The organism is Microbacterium sp. (assembly GCF_029263575.1).
GTDB lineage: Bacteria > Actinomycetota > Actinomycetes > Actinomycetales > Microbacteriaceae > Microbacterium.
Genome location: NZ_JAJUFV010000158.1, coordinates 1 through 6,472 on the forward strand (window position 1 = coordinate 1; position 6,472 = coordinate 6,472).

At 67.5% G+C, this 6,472-nt stretch carries 5 protein-coding genes; 4 read left to right on the forward strand and 1 reads right to left on the reverse strand.

All coding sequences use genetic code 11. The features are described 5' to 3' along the window. From Q1J95_RS13250 to dapA, 3 genes are all read left to right on the forward strand, one after another. On the forward strand, positions 1-1,230 hold a 1,230-nt coding region (locus Q1J95_RS13250; protein WP_300268309.1), incomplete at its 5' end, for an SLC13 family permease. Positions 1,231-1,274: 44 nt separating this feature from the next. Next, complete coding sequence (locus Q1J95_RS13255; protein ID WP_300268311.1) at positions 1,275-1,622, forward strand: hypothetical protein; 348 nt, start codon at positions 1,275-1,277, stop codon at positions 1,620-1,622. A 65-nt stretch (positions 1,623-1,687) separates the two neighbouring features. Beyond that, positions 1,688-2,584, forward strand: a complete 897-nt coding sequence (gene dapA, locus Q1J95_RS13260) for a 4-hydroxy-tetrahydrodipicolinate synthase (RefSeq protein WP_300268312.1) — start codon at positions 1,688-1,690, stop codon at positions 2,582-2,584. A 65-nt stretch (positions 2,585-2,649) separates the two neighbouring features. Here the strand turns inward: dapA and Q1J95_RS13265 are convergent, their stop codons facing one another. Continuing rightward, on the reverse strand, positions 2,650-3,639 hold the full coding sequence (locus Q1J95_RS13265) for an aldo/keto reductase (RefSeq protein ID WP_300268315.1): 990 nt from the start codon (positions 3,637-3,639) through the stop codon (positions 2,650-2,652). A gap of 129 nt (positions 3,640-3,768) precedes the next feature. On the opposite strand from Q1J95_RS13265, the gene pdxA reads away from it, so the two are divergent. Next, positions 3,769-6,030 (forward strand): 4-hydroxythreonine-4-phosphate dehydrogenase PdxA, encoded by a 2,262-nt coding sequence (pdxA, locus tag Q1J95_RS13270; RefSeq protein ID WP_300268316.1) that lies wholly within the window; start codon positions 3,769-3,771, stop codon positions 6,028-6,030. The last annotated feature ends 442 nt before the right edge of the window (positions 6,031-6,472 follow it).

Sequence of the window (6,472 nt, forward strand, 5' to 3'; positions counted from 1 at the left end):
AACGTCGTCCCGATCAACGTCGCGTTCAGCGGGTTCGCGAACGCGACGATCGTGATGCTCGCCGCGTTCATGGCGGTGATCGCCGCCTTGCAGAAGACGGACCTCGTCACAGGCTTCAAGCAGATGATCTCGCGGATGGCGACGAAGGGCGGGTTCAAGGCGTATGTCCTGATCATCGTCTTCGTGATGCTCGGATGCAGCATCTTCGGCACCGGGTCCACGGCCTACTACGTGCTCGTGATCGGGCTGCTGTCCACGCTGGCGTACAACAAGAAGCTTCCGCCGTCGAAGCTGCTCATGCCCGCCGGGTTCGCCTCGAACCACCCGATGCTCCCGTTCAACGTCGCGCTGCAGTACGGCATCGTGGTCGCGGTGCTCGAAGCGGCCGGCGTCGATGAGCGCGTCGATCTCGTCAAGTTCTCGATCGTCAACCTGATCCTGAGCCTCGGCTTCCTGATCTGGTGCCTCATCGCCTACCGCAGCCTGCCGGATCACCCGATCGACGACGAGCCGGAAGCGGACGGCGCAGGAGGCGCGTCGTCGGGCGACGGCGCGAGCCGAGGCGGAGCGGCGAGTGCCGCGAGTGCAGCGACCGCGACGGCGGTCGCCTCGGCCCCGGCCCTGACCAAGCGTCAGCAGACGGCCACCTATGCCAGCTTCGCCATCGCCGTCTTCGGCATGATCGCGTACAGCTACATCGGCGACGCGGGCTGCGCCATCACGGGGCTCTCGGTCGTGGTGCTGCTCGCGATGAAGGTCCTGAACTTCACAGAGATCCGCGACGCGATCAGCCAGCCGATCATCCTCATGTCCGCGGGTGTGATCGGCGTGGCCGCAGCGCTCGGCGAGACCGGCCTGACTCACCTCGTCGGTGAGACCGTCGCGGGATTCCTCGGCGGGAATGTGAGCCCGTTCCTGCTCGTCTTCGCGTTCTGCATCCTGACGAGCCTGCTCGCCACGCTCACGGGTTCGACGATCGGCACGGTCTACGTCTTCGCCCCGCTCGCGATCGCGACGTGCGTCGGCCTCGGACTCGATCCGACCGCCGCCGCGGTCGCCATCGTGATCTCGGGATGGAACGGTCACTTCCTGCCGATCGACGGCCTCCCGGCGATGATCATGGGCGTGGGCAAGTACTCGCTCTGGCAGTTCTGGAAGTTCACGATTCCCATGTACTTCATCCGCCTGCTCGCGCTGTCGGCGGGAGCGCTTCTGCTCTTCCCGATGTGACCGGGCTCGAGAGCCCGGTCGAAGAATACTGAATGGACGTCGCCATGAAGAACACGTATGAACTCGCCCACGTCGGCATCAACAACGAGGATGCTGCGGCCGCGGCGGAACTGAGCCGCCTTCTCTGCTTCATGTTCAATCTCGAAGGCAGGAGCGGCGAGAAGTCGGAGTTCGCCGGATCCGCTTTCGAATGCGTGCGCTCTCAGTACCTCGGCACGCACGGCCACGTCGGGATGGCGACCGATGACCTCGGATCCGCAGTCGACGAACTGGCGGAAAAGGGCTTCACCTTCCGAGACGAAACGGCCGCATATCGCGAGGACGGGCGGCTGAAGAACATCTACCTCGACGGTGAGTTCGGCGGCTTCGCGATCCACGTCATGCAGAAGTAGTCTGCGCGACACGCTCAATCGCCCGCCCCGCCCGGTGCGGCGCGTCATCGACAAGGAGAACTCTCTTGGCCCCCACGATCCACGGCAGCATCCACGCGCTCGTCACGCCGTTCCACGACGACGAAACGCTTAACCTCGACCAGATGCGCAGGCACACGGAGCGCGCTGTGCAGTCCGGCGCGCACGGTGTGTTCTGTCTGGGCACCAACGGCGAGTTCTTCCAGCAGAGCGCTGACGAGCGCATCGCGGTGCTTGAGTCGGTCGTCGAAGCCGCCGCGGGGCGCGTGCCCGTGTACGGCGGGGCGGGGGCGGTCGGAACCGCAGAGACCGTGCGCATCGCGCGGCGAATGGAGGCGGGTGGCGCCGACGTGCTGTCCGTCATCGCGCCGTACTTCGCCGCCGCATCGCAGGAAGAGCTGTTCCGGCACTTCGCGACCGTCGCCGAGTCTGTCGATGTCCCGGTGCTCCTGTACAACATCCCGGCGCGCACGGGCAACAGCATCGCTCCGAGCACCGTCGCGCGGCTTGCGGAGATCGAGAACATCGTCGGGGTGAAGGACTCGTCCGGCAACTTCGACGCGATCCTCCAGTACATCGAGCTGACCGATCCCGAATCCTTCGCCGTGCTCGCGGGTACCGACTCCCTGATCCTGCCGACGCTGCAGGCAGGCGGAGCCGGCGGGATCACTGCTGTGGCGAACGTCTATCCGCGCACCATGGTGGAGATCTACGAACGATGGGCGGCCGGTGACCTCGACGGCGCGCGTGCGGCGCAGGCCTCGATCCGCAGCCTGCGCAACCTGTTCCCTCTCGGCAACCCGAACACGATCGTGAAGGCGGCCACGAACGCCGCGGGCGAGAATGTGGGACCCTGCCGGGCGCCGTTCAACCTGCTCAGCGACGATGTGCTCGCGCGCATCGCGGAGACGGTGCGCGCTGACCAGGCGGCGGGACTCGCCTGACGCGTTCGCACGTGGGCCCCGGCGAGGAAAGCGTGCTTCCTCGCCGGGGCCCACGTGCGTCATCGTCAGCGGTTGTACGGCGGCATGCTCCCCTTGAGGGGAGCGGAGATCGCGTCACATGCGTCGAGCAGATCCGCGGGAAGCGGCCCCTTCGCGAGCGCGGCGATGTTCGCGCGCAGGTGCTCGACGCGGTTCGCTCCGATGAGCACTGACGATACGCCCTCCTGCGCGATCAGCCACCGCAGCGACAGCTCGTACATTGGCAGGTCCGAGTCGTCGGCGACCCGGGCGAGGCCTGTCGTCGCCGTGAGCAGTTCGTCTGTCCAGTAGCGCTTCTTGTACATCTCCGCGAGGCTCGACTCGTGGAATCGTGCCGGCGCGGCCCCGTCGCGAGGCGGGCGGCTGAGCAGTCCGCCGGCAAGGGGGTTGTAGCACATCGTCAGCAGCTCGTGATGACCGGCGAACTCGATCCACTCGTCTTCGATTCGCCGTGCGAGCAGGTTGTACACGTTCTGCCCGACGACGGGGCCGGAGATCCCGAGGTCTTCTGCGGCGCGGATCGCGTCGAGCGCCTGCCACGCGGCATAGTTGGACACCCCGAACGCGAGGATCTTGCCCTCCTCGCGGAGCTCCGCGACCGTTTCGAGCGTCTCGCGGATCGGCGTCTCGCGATCGGGCTGATGCAGGTAGAAGAGGTCGATGCGATCGACGTCGAGTCTCCGCAGCGACCCCTCCACGCTCGCACGCAGACCTTCGCGAGAAAGCGGTGCGTGCGCACCGGCGTCGGGGTGGGGCATGCCAGCCTTCGTCGAGAGCACGATCTCATCTCGGTGTCGCTTGACCCACGGGGCTATGAGCGCCTCGGTGGTTCCGCGTGCGTATCCGTTCGCGCAGTCAATGCCGGTGATGCCTGCCGCGATGGCCTCCTCGAAGAGGCGCTCCGACGTCGCAGCGTCGGTCGTGTCGCCCATGTTCATCGTTCCGAGGACCGCTGTCGAGAGCGGTACGGGAACTCCGGGGATGCTGACCGCAGAGACGGCCTTGTCGTCGCTCATGTACGAACCTCCTTGTTGTCTCATGAATCATCGCAAGAACTGCGCACTTCGCGCAATTCTGAGCGCGAAACGCGCGAACCCTGTGTTAGCCTTGTGGCGCATCACGCCAGTTCACTCATCGGAGAGGCCGTGCCGACAACCGCATCCACGCCGACACTTGTCATCGCGGACGATCTCTCCGGAGCAGCGGAGGCTGCCGCCGTCATCGGCGCAGGGACCCGCGTCGTGCTGCACGGCGTCGGCGATACGACGAAGCTCGCCGGTACGCGCGTGATCGACTTGGACACGCGTGCGCAATCGGCTGAGGTCATCCGCAACCGAAACGGCGAGGTGCTCGACACCGTTGACGCCCATTCCCCGGTCGTGAAGAAGATCGATTCGCTGTTGCGCGGCGATCTGGCCACCGAGATCTCGGCGCTCGTCGAGCGGGGACGCTTCGTCGTGCTGTCGCCGGCGCTGCCGAGCCTCGCGCGCACGACGGTGCACGGCGTCGTCAGGGAACGCGACGTACCGCTTGACGCCACCGACCTCTGGAGCGCAGAGGGCCGCCCTGCACCCGCAAGCGTCGCCGATGCGCTTCCGGGGTTGCGCGTCACGAGCATCGACCTCGCGTCAGTGCGTCGTGACGGCCTGGCCGCGGAACTCGCACAGACGCGCGACGCGGGTGCCGAGGTCGCGGTCTGCGACGCCGAGACAGGCGACGACCTCGCACAGATCGCTGGCGCGGCGCTGGGTATCGAGGGCGTCGCGCTCGCCGGCGCCAGCGCGCTGGTCAAAGCGGTGCAGACGGTGACGCCCCAGCCCGGGGCGTCGCCGGTCGCCGCTGCGGGTTCGCAACCGCCGGAGACATGCCTGACCGTTGTCGGCTCGGCGTCGGCCCGGGCGCGAGAGCAGGCCGCACGCCTGGCGTCCGCGACAGGCGCGCGGATCCTCGAACTGTCTGTCCGCGACGTCGCCGGGGCAGACGGCGACCAGGTGCTCGCCCGCGCGGGTGAACTCGCCGCCGCGTTGCGTGAACGCGATGTCGTCATCGTGATGGAGCCGCTGCGACCGGCCGCGCAGATCGACGGCCGGGAACTGACCGCAGGACTGGCGCGGCTCGTGCAGGCGGCAGTCGAGCACGGGCACGATGCCCGCGAGCCGGGGCTGATCCTGACGGGCGGCGAAACAGCGCGCGCGGTGCTCGAGGCGATCGGCATCGACGAGATCGAAGTCATCGGCGCGCCCGAGACCGGAGCAGTCGTGAGCAGGGCGGCGAATGGCCGGCTCATCGGCACCCGGCCCGGCAGCTTCGGCGGCCCAGACTCACTGCTTCGGCTGAGGCAGTTTCTTCAGTCCCCACTTTCCGAGATACAAGGAGCCATCATGACACCGCAGTCCAATGCCGTGCCCGTCGTCGCAGTCACAATGGGGGACGGTGCGGGCGTCGGCCCCGAAGTCACTGTCGCCGCTGTTTTGGACGAGACGATTCTGCAGCAGTGCATCCCTGTCGTCATCGGAGACGCCGACCGCCTGCGCCAGGCAGCTGAGATCCTCGGACTGTCGCCGCAGATCCGAGTGGTGAGCGACGCATCGGAGGCGACCAACGAGCCGGGGCAGATCTCCGTCATCGACCTTGGCCTTCTGTCGTCGGACCTGCCGTGGGGTCAGCTGTCTGCCGTCGCCGGAGACGCCGCGTATCAGTACATCAAGGTCGCCGCCGACCTCGCGCTCGCGGGCAAGGTGCAGGCGATCTGCACCGCGCCGCTGAACAAGGAGGCGCTGCACATGGGTGGGCACAAGTATCCCGGTCACACGGAGATGCTCGCTGACCTCACGAACACCGACGAGGTGTCGATGATGCTGTCTTCTCCGAAGCTGCGGGTGATCCACGTCACGACGCACATCGGTCTGATCGACGCGATCGCGAAGATCGAGCCCGGTCTGGTCGAGCGCACGGTGCGCCGCGGGTGGGAAGCGCTGCGTCGCGCGGGTATCGCGTCGCCGCGGATCGGTGTCTGCGCGATCAACCCTCACGCGGGCGAAGGCGGGCTGTTCGGGTACGGCGAGGAAGAGGCGAAGATCATCCCCGCGCTCGAGACGCTGCGCGCGGACGGCATCCAGGCCGACGGACCGCTTCCCGCGGACACCGCCTTCTACCTCGGCGGACGCGGCGACTACGACCTCATCGTCGCGATGTACCACGACCAGGGGCACGGCCCGGTCAAGGTGCTCGGCATCGAGGAGGGCGTGAACATCACGGTCGGGCTGCCCGTGATCCGCACCTCAGTCGACCACGGGACCGCGTTCGACATCGCCGGCAAGGGGATCGTCAAGACGGCCAGCATGGTCGAGGCCATGCGCCAGGCCGTCGAGCTCGCGAGTGTTCGCACGGAGCCCCAGCGCGCATAGCGTCATGTCGCGGGTCGTAGCCAGTCTCGGCTGCGACCCCCGTGCGCGTTTTGGTACGGGCGAGGGGAGACCACGGCGTGAGGAGCGCTGCGGTCTGGAGGGGGCGTGGCGGTCCGCAAGTCTCCGCCAAGTCCACAAGTCTCCGTCGGGTCGTCAAGTCTCTGCCAAGTCCAACGTGAGTCACGGTGGACTCGGCGGAGACTTGCGGAGACGGAGGAGACTTGTGGAATTGTGCCGGGTGGAACAGCTCCGGCACACCTCGGGCGGGCAGGAACCTGCGGACTCGGCGGAGACTTGTGGAGTTGCAGGCCCGGCCCAGACCCACCCCCGCCCCAGGCGCAACCTCTATCCCAGCCGAACCACTCAGGACCCGCCGGCGAAGCCCCGGGCGATTGCGGCGGCGGCGGCGAGCCACGCCCGCTGCGTCTGGGGGCGCAGGGCG

Coding starts and splice junctions, on each gene's coding strand:
- Q1J95_RS13255 (WP_300268311.1), top strand. CDS start 1,275: ATGAAGAACACGTATGAACTCGCCCACGTCGGCATCAACAACGAGGAT.
- Q1J95_RS13265 (WP_300268315.1), bottom strand. CDS start 3,639: ATGAGCGACGACAAGGCCGTCTCTGCGGTCAGCATCCCCGGAGTTCCC.